The organism is Neotabrizicola shimadae (assembly GCF_019623905.1).
GTDB classification, from domain to species: Bacteria; Pseudomonadota; Alphaproteobacteria; order Rhodobacterales; family Rhodobacteraceae; genus Neotabrizicola; species Neotabrizicola shimadae.
Genome location: NZ_CP069370.1, coordinates 800,423 through 824,566 on the forward strand (window position 1 = coordinate 800,423; position 24,144 = coordinate 824,566).

The following is a 24,144-nucleotide window of genomic DNA, read 5'->3' on the forward strand; positions in this document are numbered from 1 at the left end:
GCCGCCCCCCGTAATACCCCCCACACGTTCGGGCGGGCCCGGATGGTGGATACGCGGTTGTAGCTCAGTTGGTTAGAGTACCGGCCTGTCACGCCGGGGGTCGCGGGTTCGAGCCCCGTCAACCGCGCCATCACCGCCCGCTCCGAACGTGAAAGACCAGCGCGGTTGTAGCTCAGTCGGTTAGAGTACCGGCCTGTCACGCCGGGGGTCGCGGGTTCGAGCCCCGTCAACCGCGCCAGTCATTTTTCATTTTCAGGAAACGTCAGTTCAGTCTCAGCGCCAGAGTTGCGCCCGGCTGGCCATCACGCCCTGCAGCTTTGACAGGATCCGCAGGCCCGCGCCGGGACGTGGAATCGCGCCCGTGGCAAGCCGTTCCAGCGCAACCTCAGGTGGGCAGGGCAAGCCGCTGACGGGGTCGGTATAGCGCGGATAGGCGATCAGCGCCGCATGCGTCATCCGGTCGAGGTCCACGCCCCGCACGGCCAGCCGCCGCAGCGGCGCCGGCATCACTTCGCGGGTCAGGCCCCAGCCCGCATAGAAGGGCAGGCCAAGACAGGTCACCGTCACCCCGCGCAGCAGCGCCTCGAAGCCCAGGGTCGAGGTGATCGTCCAGACCTCCTGCACCTGTGCCAGCAAGTCCGCGGGGCTGCCGCCCGCCACCGTCGCATCCGCAAGTCCTGCAAGGTCGGACTCGGCCACGGTTCCGGGCCGCAGACCCGCCAGCACATCCGGATGCGGCCGCCAGAGAATGACGGCCTCCGGATTGGCCGCCCGCACCGCGCGCAAGAGGTCCAGATTGCTGCGCACCGTTCCCGCTCCAAGCCGGATCGAAGCGTCGTCTTCCACCTGACCAGGCACCAAAATGCGGTGGCCTTCCGGCAGGTCGAACCGCCCGGGGCCAAGATTGTACTTCGTCACACCCGCGCCAACCAACCGCGCCCTCAGCCGGGCCGCACGCAGGCGCGCGTGCTCGGGCAGGGGCACCGCCACAAGCCGTTCCAGCCGGCTCTCGCGCGAGGGGTCGTAGTAGATGCCAAGGTCGTCGGCGACCAGCGAAAGGGGGGGCACCAGCTCGGCCCCAAGCCCGCGGGACCGCAGGAACCCGTCCTCGACACGGCGAATGGGCATGGGGCCCGTCAGGCCCGGCGGTTCCTTGCCGGCCCAGACCAGCAGACCCCGGCCATCCTTCTGCGCGCGGGCAAGGGCCGACCAAGGCTTGTCATCAAACACCAGCCTGCGCTCGCGCCCAAAGACCTGCTGCAGCGTGGACCGCTTCCAAAGCCGCATTCCCATGGCGACATGGCCGTGCCGGTCCTCGCGGAAAGCGCGAGTCTCAGCCTCCAGCTGATCCACCGCCTCTTCAAAGTTGCACAGCCGGTCACGGCACGGGTCGTACCAGACCGGGGACAGGATCATCGCCGCCGCAAACAGTTGCACGGGTGTCAGCCGGCGGCCACGGCGCGGCAGGGGTTGTTCATCTGCGGTCAGGCCCCATCCGGCATAGAAGGGCTGGCCAAAGACCCTTGGCCTGTGGCCGGCCAGGATGGCCTCGAACCCAAGCTGCGAGGTCGCCGTATAAACCGCGATTGCGCCATCCAGCAGCGACCAGGGCGAGACGGGATCGGTCAGCAGGCTGACGCGCCCCTGGGCGTCCGCCGGCCCGAAATGGCCAGGGCGATGTCCTGCCGTGGTTTCGGGATGCGCCCGGATGACGATGCGCGCGCCCGGATGGTCATCCAGGGCGCGCGCCAACATCTCGCGGAAGGTGGCCTCCGACGCCGCGCCATGCCGGATCGAGGCATCGCCGCGCGTCTGGTCCACGACCAGCACATAGCCCGGCGCAGGCGGGGGCAGGGCCGGATCATGAAGGTTGTACTTCGACAACTGCGCTGCGCGCAGGCGGGCGATGCCATCGCGCGCGCGCGCAAGAAGTGGCGTCTCGTCAAGGGGATGCCTGGCCAGCAACTGCTCCAGCCGCGAGGGCGCCGCGCTGTCGAAATGCACCCCCACCGGGTCCAGCATCAGCCCAAGCGGCGGCGCGCCGCTTCGTCCCGGCTTGACCGACCGCAGGAAGGCATCTTCGATCCGCACAAGCGGCGCATCCCTTGCCGCCGCCGCGCGCTCGCCGCGCGCGGCATAAGGCGACCGCCCCCAGACCACCACTCCATCGCCAGGCGCCGGCAGGCCCAGGCGCAGATCGTGGCCCGCGAGTTCCAGGATGCGGCGCAGCCGTGCCTGGCGCAGGAAGCCCAGGTTCAGAAAGCGAAGCCGCCGGGGAATTCCTTCTCCGGCGGCGGGTTTCGGATCAGGCTGCGGCGCCAAGACGGCTCAGCCGCCGGCAAGCGTGTCGATGGCGGCCGCACCGGAGGCCGTGCCGTTGATGGCGGCCAGGGCCTTTGTCCATTGCGTGTAAGGCGCCTCGGTGACCAGCAGCGTATCGCCGTCGCGCACCAGGAAATCGCGCGCCTCGAACATCCCTGTCGGCTGCGTCAGGTCCAGCACATAGATCATCCGCTGATCGCCGCGCAGGTCGCTGCGGCCGAGGACCTCGTTGGCAATTTCTGCCGGCTCGTTCCGCAGCACGAAAACGCCGGTCGGGTCGGCCCAGTTGGTATTCAGCCCGCCGACCGAGGCGATGGCTTCTACCGCCGACAGCGTCTGCGTCTCGAAGGGCACGCGGGTCTGCGACCCTGTGGCGCCAAGCGCGGTGAAGGCGCGGGTGTCCCGTTCCACGACGATCTGGTCGCCCGGCCGCAGCGGGATATCGTTCTTCGGATTGGCATAAAGGTCGGTCAGCCAGACCTGGCCCGACGAATTGCCACGCGTCACCCGGACCAGCGCCGCCTCGGGCTCGATGGCCACGCCGCCGGCCTTGGCGATCATCGCCGTCAGTGTGCGCGTCGGCCGTTCGATGGGATAGACCCCCTGCGCCGCGACCGAACCGGACACCGACACCGTCGATCCGTCCCCGGCCAGCCGTGTCACCGTGACCTGAGGGTCCGGGGTCTGCGTGTCCAGCTTGCGGGTGATGGCGTCGCGCAGCCCTTCGGGCGTCTGGCCCGCGGCCTTGATGCGTCCCGCATAGGGAATGAAGATGAACCCCTGGCCGTCAACCTGCACCTCTTCCAGAGGGGTCACGCGCTGGCCGGTGTTGCCAAGCAGCGGGTCGTCCTTGACGTTCTCGAACACGGTGATCGACAGCCGGTCGCCCGCGGCAATGGTGTCGGACCCCATGACACCCGCATTGCGGAAGCCGGAGGAAAAGCCGAAAGCCGGCGTCACTGCCGTTGCCCGCGTCACACGGCTGTTCACGCTTACCACGAAGGCATCGCCTTCCTGGAGCACGGAGCCCGCAAAGATTTCCGATTTGGTCGGGCCCGATCGCGGCAGGCCACAGCCCGCCAACGATACGAATCCCATTCCAAGGACCAGCAAGCTGGCCCTTCTGCCTTTGTCGATCGTCACTGCCCGGGCTCCTTGACTGGAGATGCCTCAAGTTTTGCTTGTCAGACTAATGAACGAGGGCCTGAAAAGAAAGACGTTCGTGCAAGACCGTGGCCGAATGGTCAGTTCACTGCCCGCAAGTGTTGCCGCGGCGCCGCGTTTCCCGACACCAGCGCATCATAGGGATCCTCGGGGGCCAGCATCATGTCCACCACTTGCCGCAACAACTGGCGGCGCCCCCGCAGCGAATAGAAACCGCCGGGGATCTGGCTCGTTTCCAGCAGATAATGCCGGTAGTCGCGATAGGCGCGGCTGTCCGGACGGGACGGATGGGCAAAGAATTCGGGCAGAGGCTGGGGCGAGACGAACTCGGGCTTGCCATAGACGGCGGCCCCGAATGTCTTCAACGGAAGTCCGCGCCAAAGCACCTGCTGCGCTGCCGTGGAATTGACGGTCACGGCAGACCGGGCATGGTTCAACAGCACCGCGAGCTTGCCGCCCCGCACGAAATGCACCCGGTCGGCCACACCGTGACGCTCTGCCAGCCGGCGGATCGTGGCCTTCACCGGCGAGCGGCCATCCTCCAGCGGATGCGCCTTGAAGACCAGGTGATGATGCGGCGGCGCTCCCCTGGCAAAGCCATCCATCGTCACTTCGATGAAATCGGTCAGGCTGCGAAAGGGCGAATGCTTCTGGAAGCTCGCGTCATGTTCCAGCTGTAACAGCACCAGATGATAGGGAAATCCGCCATGCCGGATACGGAACGTCGCCGCACGGCGTTCAAGCGAATGAAAGGGCAGCAGTGCCAGGCGCCGCAGGTACAGGTGGAACTCCTGGCCCACGGTCAGCGACCGGTGCGGCCGGAAACCCGGATAGCGGCGCGTGCCCAGCATCACGCAGAAATGGTAGAAGGCGCCCCAGAACATGTGCTGGCGCATGTCGCCCCACCGGGCCGGCGCATCGGGCAGGTCCATGTCGGACTTTTCCAGCGCCGCCCGCATTTCCGGTACGCTCAGCTGCATCAGCCGCGAATGGCCGTTCGATCCGCCGCGTTCATAGGTCACCCAATGGGGCCGCAGATAGCCTTCCTCGAAGACATGCACCGTCAGCCCCCGCGCGCGCGCCACGGCGACGGCCTGCGCATGGACCGGCCGGGTATCGCCGTAAAGCACGATGTCGGTCAGCCGGTACTCGTCGATCAGCTGCGCAAATCGTTCTGGCCAATCCTCGCCGCTCCCGGACCAGGGAATGAAGCTTGCCTTGTCGCCCCAAAGCACCTCGTCGCCATGGTTGAAGCCAACGCGCCAGACCTCGGCCCCCGATGCGCGCAGCATGCGGGCCAGGCGTTTGAAGAAGGGGCCATGCGGCCCCTGAAGGAACAACATGCGGCGGCCCGTGCCGGAAAGTGGCTGCATCGTTATGCTGTTCCGGCCTGGCCGGACCTCCTTCCTGCAACGGATAGCGCGGCGGGGCACGCGGGGGCCAGTCTTGCCGAGCTGCTGGGCGCAATTTTGACCAAGGCGCGGCGGAACCGGCACAGGCCTGGGGCTTGCCTGACACGCCCGGCAGGGCTACCTCGGAACCACCAAAGAAGGAGACGGCGATGTTCACCGGGATCGTGACCGACATGGGCGAGATCAGCGCGCTGGACCAGCAAGGCGACCTTCGCGCCCGCATCGCCACCGCCTATGACGTGTCCGGCATCGACATCGGCGCCTCGATCGCTTGCGACGGGGTCTGCCTGACGGTGGTGGACACCGGCACCGCGCCGCGCGGTTGGTTCGACGTGCAGATTTCGGCGGAGACGGTCTCCAAGACCAACATTGGCCACAACGGCTGGCACCTGGGCAAGCGCATCAACCTGGAACGCGCCTTGCGCGTGGGGGATGAACTGGGCGGCCACATCGTCTCGGGCCATGTCGATGGTGTGGCAGAGGTCGTCGCGCTGCGGCCCGAAGGCGACAGCCTGCGCGTGACCTTCCGCGCGCCAAAGGCGCTCGCAAAGTTCATCGCGCCCAAGGGCTCGGTGGCATTGAACGGCACTTCGCTTACGGTGAACGAGGTCGAAGGCTGCGACTTCGGAATCAACTTCATCCCGCATACCCGCAAGGTGACGACCTGGGGCGCGGTGGCCCTGGGCGATGCCGTGAACCTCGAGGTCGACACGATGGCGCGTTATGTCGCCCGGCTGAGGGAATGGGCATGACCGCCGGTCCGGCCCATGCCGGCCCCGGCCACAACGGCGGCCCCTCGATGGAGACCGGCGTCAGCTGGCGCCGCCATTGCTGGACCCAGGCGCGCGAACGGCTCCTGCCGACCTTGCCCATCGAGGTGGTCCGCCTGCGCGTGAAGCGGGCGGCCGAGCTTGGGCTTGACTACAAGACCTATGCCGGGGTCCGGGCCTCTACCGGACATGACATCGTGGCTTTCCTTTTTTCGCAGAACGCCCTGCGGCTTGCCCCGCCCATGCCTTTGCCGGGCGACCGCGCGGCACGGCTGGCGGCCATGACAGCCTGCGGTCGCATCGCCCTTGCACAAGCCGCGCGCCCTGAGGCGGTTCTTGCGGCGGCCAATGGCCTGTTGGACGCCGCCCATCCCGCGCCGGCACTTCTGGGCAGCTTTGCCGAGGCGCGCACGCGCCTGCGCGATGTCCTGGGCCGCATCCCCGGCGACCGGGTCCTCCTGGTGGGCGACCATTCGCTGGAACGGGATTGGGTGATGGCCGGTCGGCTGGCCGGCTGGCTTCCGGCAGAGCGCTACTTCGCCGGTTGAGGGTTTCCCTCGGCTCTGGCCTTCGCGGGCCTGACGGGATAAGGGCAAGGCAACCAGCGCGGAGGGGCCCATGACCGCAGAGAAAAGCGAATTCGCCGACGCGATCTCGTCGGTCGAGGAGATCATCGAGGATGCCCGCAACGGGCGCATGTTCATCCTGGTGGACCATGAGGACCGCGAGAATGAGGGTGACCTGGTCATTCCCGCCCAGATGTGCACGCCGAATGCGATCAATTTCATGGCCACCCATGGACGTGGCCTGATCTGCCTTGCGCTGACTGCGGCACGGGTGGACCAACTGGGTCTGCAACTGATGGACCGCAAAAACTCTTCGCGGCATTCCTCGGCCTTCACCCTGTCCATCGAAGCGGTCGAAGGCATCGCCACCGGAATCTCCGCCGCCGACCGGGCGCGCACCGTCAGCGTGGCGATCGACCCGACCAAGGGCGCAGCCGACATCGCCTCGCCCGGCCACATCTTCCCACTGCGCGCTCGCGATGGCGGCGTGCTGGTCCGCGCCGGCCATACCGAAGCCGCGGTGGATGTCAGCCGACTTGCCGGCCTGAACCCCAGTGGCGTGATCTGCGAAGTGATGAAGGACGACGGGACCATGGCCCGCCTGCCGGACCTCATCGCCTTTGCCCAGAAGCACGGGCTGAAGATCGGAACGATCTCGGACCTGATCGCCTATCGCCGCCGGCACGACGCGCTGGTGAAGGAACGCTCGGTCAGCCACGTCACCTCGACCCATGGCGGCGACTGGCTGATGCGCGTCTTCGCCGACGATGCGCGCGGCGATGAACATGTTGTGTTGACGAAAGGTGACCTCACCGCGCCGGGACCGGTGCTGGTGCGAATGCACGCCTTGAACCCGCTGGAGGACGTCCTGGGCATCGGGGCAGGGGGCAAACTGCCCGCGGCCATGCGGCTGATCGCGGCCGAGGGGCGGGGGGTAGTCGTCCTGCTGCGCGACACCTCGATGAAGATGGTCGCCCCCGGCGAGCATTCGCCCGACACGCTGCGCCAATACGGCCTCGGGGCCGAAATCCTGGCCTCGCTCGGCCTTTCGGAGATTACCCTTGTCACCAATTCGAAGGCCCCTCGCGCTGTGGGGCTGGATGGCTGGGGCCTGACCATCGCGGGCACGCGCCCGATCGCGGAGTGAACCATGGCCGGAACCGAGACCCACTACACGCTGGACCTGCCGTCCTTCGACAAGCCGGTCAAGCTCTTGATCGTGGTCGCGCCCTATTACAAGGACATCGCGGATGACCTGGTGGCCGGGGCGCGGGCGGTGGCGGCAAAGGCAGGGGCCGAGGTCGAGTTGATCGAGGTGCCGGGCGCTCTGGAAATCCCGCCGGCCATCGCCCTGGCCGGGCGTATGGCCGACTTTGACGGCTACGTCGCCCTGGGCTGCGTGATCCGGGGCGAAACCACGCATTACGACACGGTCTGCAACGACAGCTCGCGCGGGCTGATGATGCTGGGCCTGGGCGGCGCCTGCATCGGCAACGGCATCCTCACGGTCGAAAACCGGGACCAGGCCGTGGTGCGGGCCGATCCTGCCGGGCAGGACAAGGGCGGCGGTGCCGCTGCGGCGGCCTTGCATCTGATTGCCTTGTCGCGGAAATGGGCCGGAAAGACCAAGGGGATCGGATTCCGCGCATGAAGTCGGACGAGAAGAAGCAACGGAAATCGGCCTCGCGGCTCTATGCAGTGCAGGCCCTTTTCCAGATGGAAAGCTCGGGCCAGACCGTCGAGGCCGTGACGCGGGAATTCGAGTCGCACCGGTTCGGGGCGACCTACGAAGAAGGCGAGTTTCTGGACGGCGACGTGGACCACTTCCGTCAGGTGGTGGACGGCGCGGTGAACTGGCAGGCGAAGATCGACCAGATGACCGACCGTGCCCTGGTGGCGAAATGGCCCATCGACCGGATCGACCCGGTGCTGCGTGCCCTGTTCCGGGCGGCGGGGGCGGAACTGGTGGCCTTGCCGACCCCTCCGAAGGTGGCGATCGTGGAATATGTCGAGGTTGCGAAGGCTTTCTTCCCCGCGGGGAAGGAATCCAAGTTCGTGAACGCGGTGCTCGACCACATGGCGCGGGAGGCGCGCCCGGAAGCGTTCTGACGGAGGTGGCCGTGCGGTGCCTTCACGTATCGTGAACGGGACCATGTTCGGCCAGCGGTGGACGGCCCCGTGTCGCGCCCGCTGATCCGCATGATAGGGGCGGAACGCACCGCATTGACGACTCCCCGCAGGATAACGATCCTGAGATCTGTCGAGTCTGCGGCGATCACCTTCCCCGCGGGGAAGGTTTCGAAGGTCGTGATTGCGGTTCTGGACAACGTGGCGTGTCGGGCGCGCCCCGACGCGATGGGAGGGAGGCGGTCATGCGGCACCTGGGTCTGGCGGCGGGAGCGGTCCTTTTGGCGGGGTCGGCATGGGCGCAGCAAGTGCCGGCGGCCTATCAGGGCACCTGGACCCTGACCGACATTGACCGTGCGCCGTTCTATGGGGGGGCGACCCTGGTCATGACCGGCCCCGGCACCTTTGCTGGCCAGGCGCCCTGCAACCAGTATTCCGGCACAGCCGCGGGCGCTCTGCCGGCCTTCCAGGTCACCCAGGTCGCCGCCACCCGCATGACCTGCCAGATGCTCGAGATGGAGCACCAGTACTTTGCGGTGCTGAAAGGCGTTGTTTCTGCCGAACTGGTCGGACCGGATCTGTACCTGTCGACCGTGAACGGCGTGAAACTTCATTACGTTGCCGCGGGCAACTGAGCCATTTTTCGCAACTGCGGCAAGATTGGGCTGGCACTTTGCTGCTGAACCACTAAGTTCGGTCTGTCCGGTTCTTGGAATCGCGGGAGAGACCTCATGCCCAAGCTGATCCGCCTTTACATCCAGAGCATCCTGATCGGCTTCGCCCTTTCGGCGGTGTTCCTGGCCATGATGATGTGGCAGGATGTGGCGGGGCTCCGGCATCTGATCCTTGGGTCGAACATGGGCTGGCTTGCCGCCCTGATGGTCATCGTGTTCAACGGCATCGTCTTTTCGGGCGCCCAGTTTGCCATCGCCATCATGCGCATGGCCGAAAGCGACGAGGGGCCGCGCGGTGGCCGCCGCGTGCGCGTGACGGACGAACTGGTGCCGGTCGCGCAGGAAGCCGTGGCGCGCAAGGGTCTGGTCGGCCCCCGCCGCCGCTGACACCAAGCGCCTCTGTCGGATCGGCGCCCCTGCGGGGGCGCTTTTCATTTGCGGGAAAGGGTGGCGGGCCCGCAGCGACCGTGGAGAGCTTGGTTTTCCCGAGAGCCAGAGGTCTCAGGTGGGAACCAGATACCGGGACCAGGATCCCGGCAGAGCCAGCCCCCGTTCGCTTGCTTATCGGCCACTGGAAAAGTTGCCTCGCACGCGAAGAGCAGCACCCGCCACCTTCCAAGATAGGCGTTGACGGGAAGGGCGCCAAGGGCGGAAGCGCCCGGAAGCATGGGTCTTGCGTGGTGTTCACGTTTGAATCATGATTTTCCGCATGACGCAGACGACACTTGACCCCATCCCGGATGCCAGCCTGCCCACAATGCCCGGTCAGCGGCTGGCGCGCGGCGTGTGCCGGCACCTGCGCGCCCTGGATTTCGCGGTGATCGAAGAGTTCGTGCCGGCCACTGGCCTTCGGGTCGATGTGCTGGCGCTTGGCCCCAAGGGCGAGCTTTGGGTGGTGGAGTGCAAGTCCGGCCGGGCGGATTTCCAGTCCGACCGCAAGTGGCACGGCTATCTGGACTGGTGCGACCGGTTCTTCTGGGCGGTGGACCAGGACTTCCCGACCGAGCTTCTGCCCGAAGATACCGGCCTGATCCTGGCCGATTCCTACGATGCCGAGATCATGCGCATGGGCCCCGAGACGCCGCTGCCGCCGGCCCGGCGCAAGGTGATGGTGCAGAAGTTCGCGCGCCACGCGGCGCTGCGCTTGCAAGCCCTGCGCGACCCGGCGGCCGGGATCAGCGGGGTTTAGGCTTGCCCTTCGGCGCGGGCCTGGCGCCCATGGCGCGGGCCGCTTCGGCCGCGGCGCGAAGTTCCTCGGCGATGTCCTCGGCTTCTTCCGGGTCGAAATCCAGCGCGAACTCGTTGCCGTTGTCGGCGGCGAGGTAGATGCGCACCATGCCCAGATCGGTCGGCCCGATCTGCAGGTCGCCGCCCACGTCGCTTTCCTTGTTGATGCTCATGGCCCGTCTCCACATTCCCATACCGGGTAGCCTCCCCTCGCATCGCTGGCAAGGGGCGGTCCGAAGGGCTCTTGCAATCCCGCGCGGGCGTGGGTAAATCGCCGCCAGTGCCGCCTTAGCTCAGTTGGTTAGAGCACCAGATTGTGGATCTGGGGGTCCCCCGTTCGAGCCGGGGAGGCGGTACCATCCCCCTCATGCCTGTGCCAGATGTTCGAAGAGCCGCGCCACGCCCTCGGCGCCGGGGTCGTTGTGGCCTTCCAGCTTGTCGCGCGACAGATAGCTGGCACGGCCGGCCTTGGCTCGGGTCATCTTTGCGGTGGCATCGGCGCCGGCACGGGCAGCGGCGGCAGCCTTGGGCAGACCGTCGGGCAAGGCGGCGAGTGCCGGGGCCAGCGCGTCGATCATGGTGCGGTCGCCGGGATGGGCGCCGCCCACCTGGCTGACGCGGTCCAGCCCGGCCTGAAGCGCGCCGATCCAGCTTTTGCCTGAGGCCGCGGCATCGCCGGCGGCGGCGAAGAAGATGGCCAGCAGCACACCCGACGATCCGCCCATGGTCTGGCTGAGTTCGTTGCCGACTGCCCGATAAAGCTGGGTGGTGTCGGCCAGCGGCAGCCGGTCCAGCGCTGCTTTGAGGGCGCGGGCTGCGCCGGCCAGGGTCGATCCGGTGTCGCCGTCGCCGGATTTGGCGTCCAGAGCGTTCAGGTCGCGTTCCGCCGCGATCAGGGCTCCGCAGCAGCTTTCGATCAGGGCGCGGCGGGCGGGATGCGGCGATGGCAGGGGCTGGATGGGGGCAAGGCCATCTGGCAGGGGACGCACCGCCACCGGGGTCAGCGCGGCAAGGCCGGGCCAGGCATGGGGGCCGACCGGCGCATCCAGCAGTTCCACTTCGGCTTCGGTCACGGGCAGGAGCGAGACCGAGAAGCCCTGCATGTCCAGCGAGGTCATCAGGGCGGCGGGGCCGATGATCCATTGCACCCGGTCTGCCAGGGCGGAGCGCGCCAGTTCCTCGGCCAGAACGCTCATTTCCAGCGGCGTGGCGCCGCCGAGGTTGTTCAGCAGTGCCACATGCGCGCCGGGACCGGTGTGGGGCGAAAGCTTTTCCACAACCATGGCCATGGCAGCGCGGGCGCCTTCGAATTCTACCTGTTCCACGCCGGCCTCGCCGTGGATGCCAAGGCCAAGCTCGGCCTTGCCGGGGCCGATGCGCGCCTCTTTCGGGCTGCCGGGAACGGTGCAAGTGTCCAGGCTCATGCCGATGGAGATGGCCCCGTTGATCACCCGGCGGGCGGCGGCGGTGATGGTGTCGAGGTCGGCGCCCTGTTCGGCCAGGGCGCCCGCGATCTTGTGCACGAACAGCGTGCCGGCCACCCCGCGCGCCTGTGGCAGGTCGGGCAGGGCCACGTCGTCATCGACGATCACCATGCTGACCTTCAGCCCGAAGGCGCGCGCCCGTTCGGCGGCAAGGCCGAAGTTGAGCCGGTCGCCGGTGTAGTTCTTGACGATCAGCAGGCAGCCCGCCTTGCCGGTGACGGCGAGGATCCCGGCCAGCACGGCATCGACGGAAGGCGAGGCAAACACATCGCCGCAGACGGCGGCAGTGAGCATCCCCCGCCCCACAAAGCCAGCGTGGCTGGGTTCATGCCCCGATCCGCCGCCCGAGACGAGGGCGACCTTGGACTTGTCCCAGTCGGTGCGGACCACCACCCGGATATGCGGATAGCCGTCGAGCCGCGCGAGAGAACCGCCCGAGACCCGCAAAAGCCCGTCGATCGCCTCGGTGACGAGGGTTTCCTTGGCATTCATGAACTGTTTCATCGGGAGACTCCTTCAGCGGATTCGTTGACCTTCGGCGTCAAACCACAGGGGGGCGCGCGGTCGGATGGACAGGCGGTCGCCGGGCGAGAGGCGGGTGTGTGCCCCGGCAAGCGTGACAAGCGGCTGGCCCTTCAACAGCAGGTGCAGGCGGGTCTGGTCGCCCAGGTGTTCAAGGCGCAGCACCTCGGCCTCCTGGCCCTCGCCCTCTTCGATGTTCTCGGGGCGCAGGCCGATCTGGGTGGCCCGAACGGGCGCACCCGGAAAAAGGTCTGCGGGCAGAAGGTTGATGCGCGGCTGGCCAAGCCGGGTGGCGACATGGGCGGAAACCGGGTCTTCGTAGATTTGCCGCGGCGTGCCGAACTGCACCAGGCGGCCGTGATCCAGCACGCCGACATGGCTGGCCATGGTCATCGCCTCGATCTGGTCGTGGGTGACATAAAGGAACGTGGCGCCCATGTCGGTGTGGATGCGCTTCAGCTCGATCCGCAGTTCGGCCCTGAGCTTCGCATCCAGCGAGGACAGCGGCTCGTCCATCAGGTAGATGCGGGGGCTGCGCACCAGCGCCCGGCCGATCGAGACGCGCTGCATCTCTCCGCCGGAAAGCTGGGTGGCCTTGTTGTCCAGCTTGTGCGCGATGCGCAGGACCTGGGCCACCTGGGCGATGCGTTCGGCGATCTGGGTTTCCGGCAGGTTGATGACCGGCGAGCGCAGCGGGAAGGCGAGGTTGTCGCGAACCGAGAGGTGGGGGTAAAGCGAGTATTGCTGGAACACCATCGCCACGTCGCGCTGCGCCGGTGTGTCGTTCATCACCGAGGCGCCGCCGATGCGGATGTCGCCGGCATCGGGCCTGTCGAGGCCGGCGATCAGGCGCAGCGTCGTGGTCTTGCCGGCGCCGGTGGGCCCCAGAAGCACGACGAAGGATCCGTCGGGGATGGTCATGGTCACATCCGTCAGCGCCTGTGTTGCGCCGAAGGACTTTGACAGACCCGAAAGGGCGACTTCAGCCATGAAACACCCCCTCGTTCGCCTTGGTCCGGAAGGCGCGGCCTGTGCCGGCATCGAACAGTGACAGCCTCTCGGCGCGGAAGGTCAGGCCGACGGCATCGCCCGTGCGCACCACCCGGTCCGAGGGCACACGCGCCTTGAGCGCCCCGTGCGGGGTGGACAGCGTGATGATCTGCGTGGTGCCCAGGTATTCCGCCGCCTCGATCCGGCCGCGATAGGCGCCGTCGTCGGAAAGCGTCACATGTTCGGGCCGCACCCCCAGGACGAGCTTGCGGCCAAGCGCCTCTTCCCGCAGCTGTGGCGTGGCGATGTCGATGCCGCCCAGGGTGATGCGCGCATCGCCGCGCGTGAAGCTGCCCTCGAAGTGCAGCGTGTTCATCGAGGGCGAGCCGATGAAATCGGCCACGAAGAGCGTGGCGGGGTGGTCGTAGATTTCCTGCGGGGTGCCGAACTGTTCGACGACGCCGTGGTTCATCACCACGATCTTGTCGCCCATCTGCATCGCCTCAAGCTGGTCGTGGGTGACGTAGACGGTGGTGGCACGCATCCGGTCATGGAGGGCGCGAAGTTCCTCGGCCATGTGTTCGCGGAACTCGGCATCCAGCGCGCCAAGCGGTTCGTCCATCATGAAGGCCTTGGGGTTGCGCACAATGGCCCGGCCAAGCGCCACGCGCTGGCGGTCGCCGCCCGACAGGCCCGACACGCCCTTGTCCAGGATATGCTCGATGCCGAGGATGCGCGAGACCTCGGCCACCTTGGCCTGGACCTGCGCGCGGGGCAGGCCCTGCGAGACAAGCGGATAGGCGATGTTCCGGCGCACGTTCAGATGCGGGTAGAGCGCGAACATCTGGAACACGAAGGCGATGTCGCGCTGGCTGGCGGGGCGCTGGCTGACATCCTCGCCGTCGATGAGGATTTCGCCCGAGGTCGGCAGTTCCAGCCCGGCGATCATGCGGAGCGTGGTGGTCTTGCCGCAGCCCGAGGGGCCAAGCAGCATGAAGAACTCGCCGTCGCCGATGGTGAAGGAGGACCCCTTCACGGCGGTAAAGCTGCCGAATTCCTTGCGGAGGTTGCGGATCACGATCTCAGCCAAGGGGCAACTCCTGCCCGGCGCGCACAAGGTTGCCGTCCGGGTCGATCAGGGCCAGTTCCGCCATGCCCCAGGGTTTCTCTTCCAGCGCGACATAGCGCGGGATGCCGCGGTCGGGCAGGTCAAGCGCCGACCATTCGGCATGGAGCGCGCGAATGTCGGAGGGGCGCAGATAGGCACCGTGGTCGTTCTGCGCGGGGTTCAGCGTCGAGTGGGCGAAGAAATGCACTTCCGCCCCCTCGCGCTTCATCAGCAGGTAGTCCGCGTCAATGTACTCGGTCTCGAAGCCAAGGCCGTGCCAGAAGGCTTCGGTCCGGGCGATGTCACGCGAGGGCAGGATGGGGGAGAGCTTTTCCAGCATCGGGGTCATTCGGGGAAATGGCTGGTGACGATGAACATCACTGTGCCGGTCAGCGTGACGAGGAAGGACCAGGTGAAGGCCCAAAGGAAGAAGGGCTGCATCAGCATGACCACGCCAAGCGCGATGAGGCATGAGGCCAGCATCTCCCACGGGCCGCGGCGGAAACGGGCAAGGCCGGACAGGAAATCGGTCATTTGCGGACGGCTCCGAAGGTGATGCCCCGCAAGAGGTGCTTGCGCAGCAGGATGGTGAAGATCATCACCGGCAGCAGGAACAGCGTGGCGCCCGCGGCGACCGCCGGCCAGTCCTTGCCGCCGACGCCGATGATCGTCGGAATGAAGGGCGGCGCTGTCTGGGCGTTGCCCGAGGTCAGAAGCACCGCGAAGGCATATTCGTTCCAGGCGAAGATCAGGCAGAAGATCGCGGTACTGGCGATGCCGGTCGCCGCCTGGGGCAGAACCACCTTCCGGAAGGCCTGGAACCGGGTATAGCCGTCGATCAGCGCCGCTTCCTCGTATTCGCGCGGGATCTCGTCGATGAAGCCCTTCAGCAGCCAGACCGCCAGCGAGATGTTCACGCCCGTGTAAAGCAGGATCATGCCCAGATGCGTGTCCGACAGGCCAAGCTGTCGGAACATCAGGAAGATCGGGATGGCCACGGCAATGGGCGGCATCATGCGGGTGGACAGGATGAAGAACATCAGGTCGTCCTTCAGCGGCACCCGGAAGCGCGAGAAGGCATAGGCCGCCAGCGTGCCCAGGAAGATCGACAGGAAGGTCGAGCCGAAGCCGATGATGACCGAGTTCATGAACCGCTCGCCATAGCGGGACGGCCCGATGATCACCTCGTCGCGGCGTTGCACGATCTCGTCCACCCAGTTCTCGGGCGGGGGCATGGTGGCCAGTTGTTCGGCCGTGGCGCGGGTTCGCGTGGTGAACAGGTTCACATAGCCTTCCAGCGAGGGCGAGAAGAGGATCTTCGGCGGATAGGAGATCGAATCTGGCCCGGTCTTGAAGCCGGTGGAGATGATCCACAGAAGCGGCAGCAGGGTGATGACCGTGTAGAGTCCGACCAGGATCCCGGCGACCCATTTCGACCGGCGGGTCGGTTCGGTGATGGAAACGGCGCTCATCTGTCCTTCACCTTGTTCAGGGCCTTCACGTAGATCGAGGCGAGGCCGAAGACCGTCACGAAAAGGATGATGGCATAGGCCGAGGAATAGCCCGTCCGCCACTTCTCGAACGCCTCGCGCTTCAGCTCGATCGAGGTCAGGAGGGTCGTGTCACCGGGGCCGCCGCCGGTGAGTTGCACCACCAGGTCGAACATCTTGAAATTCTCGATGCCGCGGAACAGCACGGCCAGCATCAGGAAGGGCAGCACCATGGGCACTGTCATCGTCCAGAACTGGCGCCACTTGCTGGCCCGGTCCACCTCGGCCGCCTCGTAGATGTAGTCGGGGATCGACCGTAGCCCCGCGAGGCAGATCAGCATGACGAAGGGCGTCCACATCCATGTGTCCACGATCACGATGGCCCAGGGCGCAAGCGGCACCGAACCCAGCATGGTGAACGACGAGGCGGGGATGCCGGTCAGCGCCTCGACCGCATAGTTGAACAGCCCGATCTGCGGTTCGTACAGGAAGGTCCAGAAGTTGCCCACGACGGCGGGCGACAGCATCATGGGCAGCACGATCAGCGTGGTCAGCAGGTCGTTGCCCTTGAACTTGCGGTTGATGAGCCAGGCGAGGCCGAAGCCGAGGATGACCTGGAACACGATGGTCCAGATCAGGAAATGTGCGGTGGCCTGCATCGTGGCCCAGATATCCGGGTCGGTCAGGATGCGCTGGTAATTGCGCAGGCCCACCCACTTGACCTCGGCATTCGGCTTGTTGGCCGCGTAGTTGGTGAAGCTGAGCCGGATCGTCCAGATCAGCGGGAAGATGTTGATGGCCAGCAGAAGCAGGATCGTCGGCGCCACGAAGACCCAGGCGATGGCCCGGTCGGACAGGCCGCGCACACGGCGTGACAACTGTTGTGGCGTGGCCCGCGCAAGGCGGTCCATGGGTGTGTCTGGCATGTCGGGGGTCCTGGTCATTGCGGGCCGGGGCAGGGAGGGGCGCGCCATTTTGGCCCGGGCGCGCCCCGTTCGTCGAGGTCAGAGCTTGCCTTCGTCCTCGAACGTCACGGTCCAGTCCTCGACCAGGCCATCGAGCGCCTCTTGCGCCGTACCGTTGCCGGCCACCACATAGTCGTGGAACCGCTTCTGCGCGTCCTGCAGCAGGGTCGCATAGGCCGGTTCGGCCCAGAAGTCCTTCACGATGGCCATCGAGTCGAGGAAGGTCTGCGCATAGGGCTGGCTGGCCGCAAAGGCAGGGTCTTCCACGACCGAGCGTAGGCAGGAGAAGCCGCCCATCGACCACCACTTCTGCTGCACTTCGGGCTGCGCGAACCACTTGATGTATTGCAGCGCCGCGTCCTGCTTTTCAGAATAGGACACGACCGAGATGCCCTGGCCGCCAAGCTGGGCAAAGCGCTCGCCCGTGGGGCCGGCCGGGTTCACCAGATAGCCCGTCTTGCCGCCGCCCACGTTCGGGTCGGATTCGAAGCCCGGCCAGGTGAAGGCGAAGTTCATCTGCAGCGCGACCTGGCCCGACTTGTAGGCGTCGATGCCTTCGCCCATGTAGGTGTTCGATGCGCCCGGCGCGGTGCAACAGTCGTACAGTGACTTGTAGAATTCCAGCCCCTCAACCGCCCCCGGCGAGTTCACATAGCCCTGCATGTCATACGGCTTTTCGGGGTTCTCGTACTTGAACCCGTAGGAATAAAGCACGTCCATCACGCCCATGGTGATGCCTTCCGAGCCCCGTTCGGTGTAGATCGAGGCGCCGTAGACGGTCTTGCCGTCGATCTCGCGGCCCTGGAAGAACTCGGCGATTTCCTTGAGTTCGGGGAAGGTCTGCGGCGGGGTCAGGTCGCGGCCGGTCTTTTCCTTGAAGGCGGCCTGGATATCAGGGCGTTCGAACCAGTCCTTGCGGTAGGTCCAGCCCACCACATCGCCAAAGGCCGGCAGGGCCCAGTAGTTGGGCGTGCCCTTGGGCCATTCGGAATAGCCTGTCACGGTGGCCGCCACGAAGTCCGACATCTTGATGCCGTTGGCGTCGAAGAAATCGTTCAGCTTGACATAGTGGCCGCTTTCCGCCCCGGCGCCGATCCACTGGCTGTCGCCGATCATCAGGTCGCAGAGCTTGCCGCCCGAGTTCAGCTCGTTCAGCATCCGGTCGGCGAAGTTGGTCCACGGCACGAATTCGAATTTCATGCCGATGCCGGACTGTGCTGTGAAGTCCTTGGACAGTTCGACCAGCGCATTCGCCGGGTCCCAGGCGGCCCAGCAGAGTGTCAGGTCTTCGGCCTTGGCGCCACCTGCGGCGGCCAGGACAAGCGCCGCCGCGGTGCCCGCGGCGAGGGTCTTCCGGTTCATGTGGTTCCTCCCGAGTTGAGGTCCGTGCGGCCTCCTCGCCGCCGTCCCGTTTCATTGCCCCAAGGTTAGACACGGGTTTCCGAGTCTGTAAACGGAAAAATGAGGAACGTACCTCAGAAACATTCAAAGCCCTTTGGGCTGATGCAAATCATTGAAAAATATAAGATTTGTGCCATGCTGGCTGGGCCGCGCTCAGGCCGCGCCGCGCTCCAGGCTTGCTGAGGGGGTCAGTCCGGCCGGTTCCGGAAGGTTTTCGGCCAGCGCGATCTCGATGCGCACCTGTTCCTGGCTCGGGTCGATGGGCAGGCGGTCCGTCCGTGCCTTCAGAAGCCGCAGGGCCGACCGCACCACATGGCCCACGTTCTGGGTGATGACGGCATCCATTGTCCCTGCGATCAGTGACGCGCGGGCGTGCGGCGTCAACTCGTGACCGATCACCACGACCTGCCCGGCAAGGCCCAACTCCTCCAGCGTCTGGGTCAGCATCCGATGACCGCTGCCCAGCAGATAGATGCCCCGCACCCCGTGCGAGTGGTCCAGCATCTGGATCAGGCCGGCGCGCAGCAGATCGGGCCGACCGTGGTTTTCCAGAGTCTGCAACACGTCGATGCGGGGAAAGCGGTCCAGCATCACCTCGTCGAAGCCGCGTCGCCGTTCGGCCGCCTCGCGCAGTTGCATGGACTGGCCCAGCACGAGAACCCGCGCCGCGCCGGGCCCAAGGAAACGGCCCATCAGCACGCCCGCCGTCCGCCCGGCGGCGCGGTTGTCGATGCCGACAAAATGGTCGCGCGCGGTGTTGGGCAGGTCGGAAACCATTGCAACAACAGCAATTCCCTTCAGCCGAAGGTCGCGGATCGCATCGCGCAGGATCGGCGTTTCCGGCGCCATCAGCGCCACGCCTTCAACGCCGGCCCCGGGCAGACGCGCCAGCGCCGCCGCGAGGGCGTGGGGGTCTTCGGCCGGAAACCGGTGTAGCGAGGTTTCGGCGCGCATACCCCGCGCCAGCATGGCCGAACCTTCCAGGGCGGACACCAGTGTTTCCACGAACTGGCTGCCGGTGTCGGGCAGGAAGAAGGCAAGCCGTGTGTCGCGTTGGCGCGCAAGGTTGGCTGCGGCCATGTCGCGCACATACCCAAGCCGGTCGATCGCCTCGTTCACCGCGCGGATCGTCTTGTCGCGCACGCCCGGTCGCCCGTTCAGCACGCGGTCAACCGTCGCAAGGCTTACGCCTGCTTCCCGGGCGATGTCGTTCACCGTAGGGCGCATGGACTCCTCCTGCCGTCAGGCCTAGCGGCGAAGGTGAGGTACGTCAATCATGCGGCGTGGTCAGGGCGTTCCACCCAAGGCGAGATAGAGGTCGACGCGATTGATCAGCAGGCCCGAGGTCGCGCCGATCACGGCCTGGTCACTGGCCAGCAGGTCGTTCTGCAATTGCAGCAGGTTCTGCAACGAGATCGTGCCGGCGTTGTACTTGTCCTCGGCCAAGGCGACGGCCTCCTTGTAATAGCCGGCTTGAGCTTCGATCAGGCCCAGGCGCTTGCGCAGGTAGGTCTCGTTGCCAAGCGAGGTCTCGACCTGCCGGAAAGCGTCCAGCACCTCGGTGCCATAAGCCGCGATGGCGGCCTTCTGGGTGGCCGTCGCGCCGGCGATTCCAGCGTTCAGCGCGCCGCCGTTGAAGATCGGTTGCAGAACGGCAAGCCCGATGCTCAGGACATCAGGGGCCAGGTTCAGCACATTCAGCAACTCGACATCCGCCGATCCGGCAGAACCGGTCAGGCTGAACGAAGGCAGAAGCGCAAGTTCCGCCGCCTTCACGTCGAAGAACGCCGCGTCCACCTTGGCCTGGGCCGCCAGCACATCCGGCCGGCGGTTCAGAAGATTGGCCGGAACCCCGGCCGGCACCCGCGATGGCAGCGGCGGGAAGCTTGCGGCCGCCTTGATCTCGTTGGCCGGATAGCGGCCAAGCAGCACCTCAAGGGCGCGGGTCGTGGCCTGGATCTTCCCCTCGACCTCGGCCACCAGGGCTTCGGCACCGGAAAGGCTCGCATTGGCCAGGGACGGGTCGACCTGATCCACCTGGCCCGCGTTGAACTTGTCTTCCACAAGCCCAAGCTGGGCCTGGTAGATGTCCACCTGCTGCCGCGCGAGGCTGAGGGACTGGTTCAGCGAGATCAGGGTGAACCAGCTTTTCGTCACCAGGCCCGCCACGGAAAGCCGCGCCGCCACCAGATCGTTCTCGGTCGCCCGAAGCCGGGCGGCAGAAGACGCCTGCGAGCTGCGGATGCGTCCCCAGAAGTCCAGCTCCCAATCCAGGCCGACAGCCAGACCGGACGCCGTGTCGGTCGTGCTGCTGCCGCCCTGGCGGCGCGCATTGGCGCCGGCATCGGCATTGACCGCCGGGAAGAGCGGAGAGCCGGCGAGCGCAAGCGCCGCCTGCGCCAGTTCGACCTGTGCGGCCGCGATCTTCAGGTCGGTGTTGTTGGCCAGCGCCTCGCTGACCAGCGCATTCAGCCGCTTGTCGCGAAAGGCCGAAACCCAGCCTGTCGCCACCGATCCGCCGTCATGCGGCGCGGTCCAGTTGCCCGGTGGCTGGCCCGAGGCCGGAACCGCCTGGGCCAGCACGTCCTGCTGCGTGGGCGGCGGCGGCACGACGCAGCCCGTCAGGGCAGGGACAAGGCACAGCGCCAGCGGTCGGGTCAGGGTTCGGATCATCATCGGCCGCGTGGCTCTCTCAGAAGGGCAGGGGATAAAGCCAGTTGGCAAAGCTGTAGGTCCGGATGCCGATACGGCCCAGGTCGGCAAAGCCGCCGCCGCCGGTGTAGATCGTCGCCGCCCCCATCGCCCCCATGGGCATGTTCACCTTCACATCCGCGTCAGGCCGGATCTTGACCGCAAAGCGCGTCTGCAGCGGATCGGGGTTCACGAATGTCGGCACAAGACCCGAAGGCAGGAACTGGCCGTTTCCGTTGGCCCACCAGATCTCTTCCACCTTGCCGGTGAAAATCTGGCCGGGGTAAAGGTCCAGCGCGAATTCCACAGGCTGGCCGGGCTCTACATCCAGCAGGAACTCCTGGGTGTAGCTCGCCAGCAGATAGCGGTCGCTGTCGACCACGAAACTGGCGATGGCGCCGATGCGCACGTCACCTGCCACCATGCCGGGCCGGACCTGAAGGTTGAAGATCTGCCCATCTTCCGGCGCGCGGATCTCGGTTTGATCGAGGTAGTACTTCGCCTGCGCCAGATTGGCCTGGGCTTCGGCGACAGAGGTGTTCACCCCGTCGATCTGCGAGGCCTGCGCAAGTTGCGCCCGCTCCAGGTTGGCCTGTGCCTCGGCAACGGCAGCGGTCGTCTCGTCCAACTTGGCCTGCCACTTCTGCGCATCCTCAGTCGAGGCGGCGCCCTGTTTGGCCAGCCCGCTGTAGCGGTCATTCTCGGCCTGGGCGTAGGACAGGCTGGCCTTGGCGCGGTCCAGCGTCTGCTGGGCAATCTCGACATCGGCCACCAGGATCTGTGCCTGGCTCTGCGCCGCTGCCAACTGGGCCGCCGCCTGATCGACCCGGGCCTGATAGATCGACTTGTCGAAGCGGAACATCACGTCCCCCTTCTTCACCTTCTGGTTCGGCTGAACCAGAACCTCGGTCACAAGGGTCGGCTCTGTCAGCCGCGGGGTGATCTGGATGGTGTGCTGCACCACGCGCAGGTCGGCCGAGGGCGGCGCGGTGAAGCGCAGGCCGACAATCGGCACCAGAAGCAGGTGGATCAGGAAGAAGCCCGAGACAGCCGCCCAACCGGCCGTGAACCGCATCCAGCGCAGCTTGGCGAAGAACAGCCAGATGAAGCCGATGTAGACGGCGGTGATGACGAATACGGCGAGCATCCGGTCAGCCCTCGACCGTCGGCTTCACCGGGGACTCCGGCTTGCGCGGCTCGGGCAAGAGATTGCCGCGCTGCGCCTTGAGCCGCTCGATCTCGCGCTCGGTGAACGCGCGCTCCTCGCGGGGCAGGCGCCGGATGTCCACCTTGTCTGTTGGTTTCAGTGCCCAGATGAAGGCCTGCATCCAGGGAACCACGGCAAGGAAGCCCAGAAGACCCATGGTCCGCACGGCCTCGGCATCCGGATGTTTCCGCGCTATCGCCATGCGGCCAGGCAGGGTGAGGATGGCCACGACCACCGTCAGGAAGATCACCACGGTCGAGAACAGCAACCCCAGGGTCACCAGCTGCCAGAAGTCGAACTTTTCCAGGATGGAAGACATGTATCCTCGCCAGCAGATCCGCATCGCGCCGGGTTCGACTCGCCCGGCCTTGACCTGCTTATCCTGACTGTTGCCACGAATCCACGACAGGCTTGGGCGACATGGCGGGCGCGTTGCCTGTAAACTGGCCCTAACAGACGGTCCGATCTGGTCCTAAGCATCTTTGGCCGCATCTCCGATGATGCCCCGATCGGGTGCCGGCTGGCGCCCCGCGGGTCATTGGAAAGGGAAGCCATGGACGGCAACATCAACGACATCTCGCAGGTGGTCGAGGCGGACCGCAAGCATGTGTGGCACCACCTGAGCCAGCACAAGCAGTACGAGACCGTCGATCCCCGTGTCATCGTCGAGGGCAAGGGCCTGCGCGTGTGGGACGCGAAGGGCAAGGAGCACCTCGACGCGGTGTCCGGCGGCGTCTGGACGGTGAACGTGGGCTACGGGCGCGAGTCGATTGCGCGGGTGGTCTATGAGCAGCTGGTGAAGATGAACTACTTCGCGGGTGCTGCAGGATCGGTCCCCGGCGCGCAGTTCGCGCAGCGGCTTCTGGAAAAGATGCCGGGGCTGAGCCGGGTCTACTATTCCAACTCGGGCTCCGAGGCGAACGAGAAGGTCTACAAGATGGTGCGCCAGATCGCGCACCGGCATCACGGCGGGCGGAAGTGGAAGATCCTCTACCGCGAGCGGGACTACCACGGCACCACGATCGGGACGCTTGCGACCTCTGGTCAGGACCAGCGGGCCATGCAGTACGGGCCTTACCCCGACGGCTTCGTCCGCGTGCCGCACTGCCTGGAGTACCGCAAGCAGTGGGATGTCGAGAACTATGGCGAGCGGGCGGCGGATGCGATCGAGGAGGTGATCCTGCGCGAGGGGCCCGATACCGTTGGCGCGCTGGTGCTGGAGCCGATCACCGCCGGCGGCGGCGTGATCGTGCCGCCGAAGGGCTACTGGGAGCGGGTCAGCCAGATCTGCAAGAAGTATGACATCCTCCTCCATATTGACGAGGTGGTCTGCGGCGTGGGGCGCACCGGCACCTGGTTCGGCTACCAGCACTACGGGATCGAGCCGGATTTCGTGACCATGGCGAAGGGCGTGGCTTCGGGCTATGCGGCGATCTCCTGCACGGTGACGACCGAGAAGGTCTTCGAGATGTTCAAGGACGACCCCAACGACCCGATGTCCTATTTCCGCGACATCTCGACCTTCGGGGGCTGCACCTCCGGTCCCGCCGCGGCGCTGGAGAATATGCGGATCATCGAGGACGAGGGGCTTCTGGCCAATACGGTGGCCATGGGCGAGCGGTTCATGGGCAACCTCAAGGGCCTGATGGAGAAGCACCGGGTCATCGGCGATGTCCGGGGCAAGGGGCTGTTCTGCGGGGCGGAACTGGTGGCCGACCGGGCCACGAAGGAGCCCGCCGACGAGAAGAAGGTGGCCGCGGTGGTGGCCGACTGCAACGCCCAGGGGGTCATCATCGGCATGACCAACCGGTCGGTGCCGGGGCTGAACAATACCCTGACCTTCTCGCCGGCCCTGATCGCCACCGCCTCGGACATCGACCAGATCACCGATGCCGTGGACGGGGCGCTGGGCCGGGTGTTTGGCTGAGATGAAAGGGGGGCGTCCGAGCTCGGACGCCCCTTCCTTATCAGGAATATCAATGGGTTACGGGCGCTGATTAACTTGGACTTAACTTTTGTCCGGG

The 24,144-nt window shown here is 66.3% G+C and carries 25 protein-coding genes and 3 tRNA genes; 12 read left to right on the forward strand and 16 right to left on the reverse strand.

The genetic code is table 11. The features are described 5' to 3' along the window. Window positions 1-53: 53 nt before the first annotated feature. Both JO391_RS03755 and JO391_RS03760 read left to right on the forward strand, forming a co-directional pair. Window positions 54-130, forward strand: a tRNA-Asp gene (locus tag JO391_RS03755). A 31-nt stretch (window positions 131-161) separates the two neighbouring features. Further along, window positions 162-238: transfer RNA gene (locus tag JO391_RS03760), tRNA-Asp, on the forward strand. Window positions 239-273: 35 nt separating this feature from the next. On the opposite strand, the gene JO391_RS03765 is transcribed toward JO391_RS03760, so the two are convergent. The 3 genes from JO391_RS03765 to JO391_RS03775 form a co-directional block, all read right to left on the reverse strand. Further along, window positions 274-2,322 (reverse strand): capsule polysaccharide biogenesis protein, encoded by a 2,049-nt coding sequence (locus tag JO391_RS03765; RefSeq protein WP_220662861.1) that lies wholly within the window; start codon window positions 2,320-2,322, stop codon window positions 274-276. A 6-nt stretch (window positions 2,323-2,328) separates the two neighbouring features. Beyond that, entirely contained in the window at window positions 2,329-3,420 is a 1,092-nt protein-coding gene (locus JO391_RS03770; protein WP_220664437.1) for a polysaccharide biosynthesis/export family protein, read from the reverse strand. A gap of 146 nt (window positions 3,421-3,566) precedes the next feature. Further along, the gene (locus JO391_RS03775; protein WP_220662862.1) at window positions 3,567-4,859 is read right to left on the reverse strand and encodes a capsule polysaccharide biogenesis protein; all 1,293 of its coding nucleotides are present in this window, start codon (window positions 4,857-4,859) and stop codon (window positions 3,567-3,569) included. A gap of 188 nt (window positions 4,860-5,047) precedes the next feature. Between JO391_RS03775 and JO391_RS03780 the strand changes: the two genes are divergently transcribed. From JO391_RS03780 to JO391_RS03815, 8 genes are all read left to right on the forward strand, one after another. Beyond that, window positions 5,048-5,650, forward strand: a complete 603-nt coding sequence (locus JO391_RS03780) for a riboflavin synthase (protein ID WP_220662863.1) — start codon at window positions 5,048-5,050, stop codon at window positions 5,648-5,650. After that, window positions 5,647-6,216, forward strand: coding sequence for a hypothetical protein (locus tag JO391_RS03785; RefSeq protein ID WP_220662864.1), 570 nt, complete (start codon window positions 5,647-5,649; stop codon window positions 6,214-6,216). The genes JO391_RS03780 and JO391_RS03785 overlap by 4 nt, the downstream gene beginning before the upstream one ends. Window positions 6,217-6,286: 70 nt before the next feature. After that, window positions 6,287-7,381: a 3,4-dihydroxy-2-butanone-4-phosphate synthase gene (ribB, locus tag JO391_RS03790; RefSeq protein WP_220662865.1), complete on the forward strand. Its 1,095-nt coding sequence runs from the start codon at window positions 6,287-6,289 to the stop codon at window positions 7,379-7,381. A gap of 3 nt (window positions 7,382-7,384) precedes the next feature. After that, window positions 7,385-7,885: a 6,7-dimethyl-8-ribityllumazine synthase gene (locus JO391_RS03795; RefSeq protein ID WP_220662866.1), complete on the forward strand. Its 501-nt coding sequence runs from the start codon at window positions 7,385-7,387 to the stop codon at window positions 7,883-7,885. After that, on the forward strand, window positions 7,882-8,343 hold the full coding sequence (gene nusB, locus JO391_RS03800; RefSeq protein ID WP_220662867.1) for a transcription antitermination factor NusB: 462 nt from the start codon (window positions 7,882-7,884) through the stop codon (window positions 8,341-8,343). The genes JO391_RS03795 and nusB overlap by 4 nt, the downstream gene beginning before the upstream one ends. A 263-nt stretch (window positions 8,344-8,606) precedes the next feature. After that, on the forward strand, window positions 8,607-8,996 hold the full coding sequence (locus JO391_RS03805; protein WP_220662868.1) for an META domain-containing protein: 390 nt from the start codon (window positions 8,607-8,609) through the stop codon (window positions 8,994-8,996). 96 nt (window positions 8,997-9,092) lie between these two features. Continuing rightward, the gene (locus JO391_RS03810; protein WP_220662869.1) at window positions 9,093-9,422 is read left to right on the forward strand and encodes a hypothetical protein; all 330 of its coding nucleotides are present in this window, start codon (window positions 9,093-9,095) and stop codon (window positions 9,420-9,422) included. 322 nt (window positions 9,423-9,744) lie between these two features. Then, the gene (locus JO391_RS03815) at window positions 9,745-10,224 is read left to right on the forward strand and encodes an MmcB family DNA repair protein (protein ID WP_220662870.1); all 480 of its coding nucleotides are present in this window, start codon (window positions 9,745-9,747) and stop codon (window positions 10,222-10,224) included. On the opposite strand, the gene JO391_RS03820 is transcribed toward JO391_RS03815, so the two are convergent. After that, complete coding sequence (locus JO391_RS03820; protein WP_220662871.1) at window positions 10,211-10,435, reverse strand: DUF6324 family protein; 225 nt, start codon at window positions 10,433-10,435, stop codon at window positions 10,211-10,213. The genes JO391_RS03815 and JO391_RS03820 overlap by 14 nt on opposite strands. A gap of 109 nt (window positions 10,436-10,544) precedes the next feature. On the opposite strand from JO391_RS03820, the gene JO391_RS03825 reads away from it, so the two are divergent. Further along, a tRNA-His gene (locus tag JO391_RS03825) sits at window positions 10,545-10,621 on the forward strand. A gap of 6 nt (window positions 10,622-10,627) precedes the next feature. Here JO391_RS03825 and JO391_RS03830 read toward each other — a convergent pair. From JO391_RS03830 to JO391_RS03885, 12 genes are all read right to left on the reverse strand, one after another. After that, window positions 10,628-12,250 (reverse strand): dihydroxyacetone kinase subunit DhaK, encoded by a 1,623-nt coding sequence (locus JO391_RS03830; protein WP_220662872.1) that lies wholly within the window; start codon window positions 12,248-12,250, stop codon window positions 10,628-10,630. A 12-nt stretch (window positions 12,251-12,262) separates the two neighbouring features. Next, entirely contained in the window at window positions 12,263-13,258 is a 996-nt protein-coding gene (locus JO391_RS03835; RefSeq protein ID WP_220662873.1) for an ABC transporter ATP-binding protein, read from the reverse strand. Next, a complete protein-coding gene (locus tag JO391_RS03840) occupies window positions 13,251-14,348 on the reverse strand; it encodes an ABC transporter ATP-binding protein (protein ID WP_220662874.1) in 1,098 nt (365 codons plus the stop codon). The genes JO391_RS03835 and JO391_RS03840 overlap by 8 nt, the downstream gene beginning before the upstream one ends. Continuing rightward, entirely contained in the window at window positions 14,341-14,706 is a 366-nt protein-coding gene (locus JO391_RS03845) for a bleomycin resistance protein (RefSeq protein ID WP_220662875.1), read from the reverse strand. The genes JO391_RS03840 and JO391_RS03845 overlap by 8 nt, the downstream gene beginning before the upstream one ends. A 5-nt stretch (window positions 14,707-14,711) precedes the next feature. Further along, window positions 14,712-14,900, reverse strand: a complete 189-nt coding sequence (locus JO391_RS03850; protein ID WP_220662876.1) for a hypothetical protein — start codon at window positions 14,898-14,900, stop codon at window positions 14,712-14,714. After that, window positions 14,897-15,838, reverse strand: coding sequence for a carbohydrate ABC transporter permease (locus JO391_RS03855; protein WP_220662877.1), 942 nt, complete (start codon window positions 15,836-15,838; stop codon window positions 14,897-14,899). Before JO391_RS03855 ends, JO391_RS03850 begins: the two co-directional genes overlap by 4 nt. Then, on the reverse strand, window positions 15,835-16,782 hold the full coding sequence (locus tag JO391_RS03860) for a carbohydrate ABC transporter permease (RefSeq protein WP_220662878.1): 948 nt from the start codon (window positions 16,780-16,782) through the stop codon (window positions 15,835-15,837). Before JO391_RS03860 ends, JO391_RS03855 begins: the two co-directional genes overlap by 4 nt. Before the next feature lie 78 nt (window positions 16,783-16,860). Then, complete coding sequence (locus JO391_RS03865; RefSeq protein ID WP_220662879.1) at window positions 16,861-18,183, reverse strand: ABC transporter substrate-binding protein; 1,323 nt, start codon at window positions 18,181-18,183, stop codon at window positions 16,861-16,863. Window positions 18,184-18,375: 192 nt separating this feature from the next. Next, on the reverse strand, window positions 18,376-19,449 hold the full coding sequence (locus JO391_RS03870) for a LacI family DNA-binding transcriptional regulator (protein WP_220662880.1): 1,074 nt from the start codon (window positions 19,447-19,449) through the stop codon (window positions 18,376-18,378). 60 nt (window positions 19,450-19,509) lie between these two features. Beyond that, window positions 19,510-20,898, reverse strand: a complete 1,389-nt coding sequence (locus JO391_RS03875; RefSeq protein ID WP_220662881.1) for an efflux transporter outer membrane subunit — start codon at window positions 20,896-20,898, stop codon at window positions 19,510-19,512. Window positions 20,899-20,914: 16 nt separating this feature from the next. Beyond that, a complete protein-coding gene (locus JO391_RS03880) occupies window positions 20,915-22,060 on the reverse strand; it encodes an HlyD family secretion protein (protein ID WP_220662882.1) in 1,146 nt (381 codons plus the stop codon). Window positions 22,061-22,064: 4 nt separating this feature from the next. After that, window positions 22,065-22,439, reverse strand: coding sequence for a superinfection immunity protein (locus JO391_RS03885; RefSeq protein WP_220662883.1), 375 nt, complete (start codon window positions 22,437-22,439; stop codon window positions 22,065-22,067). Window positions 22,440-22,673: 234 nt separating this feature from the next. Here JO391_RS03885 and tpa point away from each other — a divergent pair, with 234 nt between their 5' ends. Next, window positions 22,674-24,047 (forward strand): hypotaurine--pyruvate aminotransferase Tpa, encoded by a 1,374-nt coding sequence (gene tpa, locus JO391_RS03890; RefSeq protein ID WP_220662884.1) that lies wholly within the window; start codon window positions 22,674-22,676, stop codon window positions 24,045-24,047. Window positions 24,048-24,144 lie beyond the last annotated feature (97 nt).

Excerpts from the sequence above, each read along its gene's own strand:
- JO391_RS03770 (WP_220664437.1), bottom strand. The coding sequence starts at position 3,420 with ATGGGATTCGTATCGTTGGCGGGCTGTGGCCTGCCGCGATCGGGCCCG.
- JO391_RS03775 (WP_220662862.1), bottom strand. The coding sequence starts at position 4,859 with ATGCAGCCACTTTCCGGCACGGGCCGCCGCATGTTGTTCCTTCAGGGG.
- JO391_RS03780 (WP_220662863.1), top strand. The coding sequence starts at position 5,048 with ATGTTCACCGGGATCGTGACCGACATGGGCGAGATCAGCGCGCTGGAC.
- JO391_RS03785 (WP_220662864.1), top strand. The coding sequence starts at position 5,647 with ATGACCGCCGGTCCGGCCCATGCCGGCCCCGGCCACAACGGCGGCCCC.
- ribB (WP_220662865.1), top strand. The coding sequence starts at position 6,287 with ATGACCGCAGAGAAAAGCGAATTCGCCGACGCGATCTCGTCGGTCGAG.
- JO391_RS03795 (WP_220662866.1), top strand. The coding sequence starts at position 7,385 with ATGGCCGGAACCGAGACCCACTACACGCTGGACCTGCCGTCCTTCGAC.
- nusB (WP_220662867.1), top strand. The coding sequence starts at position 7,882 with ATGAAGTCGGACGAGAAGAAGCAACGGAAATCGGCCTCGCGGCTCTAT.
- JO391_RS03805 (WP_220662868.1), top strand. The coding sequence starts at position 8,607 with ATGCGGCACCTGGGTCTGGCGGCGGGAGCGGTCCTTTTGGCGGGGTCG.
- JO391_RS03810 (WP_220662869.1), top strand. The coding sequence starts at position 9,093 with ATGCCCAAGCTGATCCGCCTTTACATCCAGAGCATCCTGATCGGCTTC.
- JO391_RS03815 (WP_220662870.1), top strand. The coding sequence starts at position 9,745 with ATGACGCAGACGACACTTGACCCCATCCCGGATGCCAGCCTGCCCACA.
- JO391_RS03820 (WP_220662871.1), bottom strand. The coding sequence starts at position 10,435 with ATGAGCATCAACAAGGAAAGCGACGTGGGCGGCGACCTGCAGATCGGG.
- JO391_RS03830 (WP_220662872.1), bottom strand. The coding sequence starts at position 12,250 with ATGAAACAGTTCATGAATGCCAAGGAAACCCTCGTCACCGAGGCGATC.
- JO391_RS03835 (WP_220662873.1), bottom strand. The coding sequence starts at position 13,258 with ATGGCTGAAGTCGCCCTTTCGGGTCTGTCAAAGTCCTTCGGCGCAACA.
- JO391_RS03845 (WP_220662875.1), bottom strand. The coding sequence starts at position 14,706 with ATGCTGGAAAAGCTCTCCCCCATCCTGCCCTCGCGTGACATCGCCCGG.
- JO391_RS03850 (WP_220662876.1), bottom strand. The coding sequence starts at position 14,900 with ATGACCGATTTCCTGTCCGGCCTTGCCCGTTTCCGCCGCGGCCCGTGG.
- JO391_RS03855 (WP_220662877.1), bottom strand. The coding sequence starts at position 15,838 with ATGAGCGCCGTTTCCATCACCGAACCGACCCGCCGGTCGAAATGGGTC.
- JO391_RS03860 (WP_220662878.1), bottom strand. The coding sequence starts at position 16,782 with ATGCCAGACACACCCATGGACCGCCTTGCGCGGGCCACGCCACAACAG.
- JO391_RS03865 (WP_220662879.1), bottom strand. The coding sequence starts at position 18,183 with ATGAACCGGAAGACCCTCGCCGCGGGCACCGCGGCGGCGCTTGTCCTG.
- JO391_RS03870 (WP_220662880.1), bottom strand. The coding sequence starts at position 19,449 with ATGCGCCCTACGGTGAACGACATCGCCCGGGAAGCAGGCGTAAGCCTT.
- JO391_RS03875 (WP_220662881.1), bottom strand. The coding sequence starts at position 20,898 with ATGATGATCCGAACCCTGACCCGACCGCTGGCGCTGTGCCTTGTCCCT.
- JO391_RS03880 (WP_220662882.1), bottom strand. The coding sequence starts at position 22,060 with ATGCTCGCCGTATTCGTCATCACCGCCGTCTACATCGGCTTCATCTGG.
- JO391_RS03885 (WP_220662883.1), bottom strand. The coding sequence starts at position 22,439 with ATGTCTTCCATCCTGGAAAAGTTCGACTTCTGGCAGCTGGTGACCCTG.
- tpa (WP_220662884.1), top strand. The coding sequence starts at position 22,674 with ATGGACGGCAACATCAACGACATCTCGCAGGTGGTCGAGGCGGACCGC.